Here is a 217-nt window from a genome sequence, read left to right as displayed (position 1 = left end):
ATAATCAACCGATAAGAAAAGGTCACCAATAGTATAAACAGCACCGAATGTAAAACTTTCAGACTCTTCGCGCTCAAGTTCTGTACCGCCTAGTTGCACTGCAACAGGGTTAGTTGGTGGTAATAATGCTGAATCCCTTAGTACACCGTCACTAAGATTTGTTTCTACATTACTTACATTGGCTTGACCAACAGTAGGTGCACGGAACCCAGTACTT

Annotated in this window: 1 protein-coding gene; it reads right to left on the bottom strand. The window is 41.9% G+C overall.

The genetic code is table 11. The features are described from left to right. Positions 1–217: hypothetical protein (locus tag V6260_RS19070; RefSeq protein WP_341595610.1), on the bottom strand; the 217-nt coding region annotated here is incomplete at both ends.

Origin of the sequence: Pseudoalteromonas aliena (assembly GCF_038155085.1) — a bacterium.
GTDB lineage: Bacteria > Pseudomonadota > Gammaproteobacteria > Enterobacterales > Alteromonadaceae > Pseudoalteromonas > Pseudoalteromonas aliena_A.
This window is presented reverse-complemented; position numbering and strand designations above follow the sequence as displayed.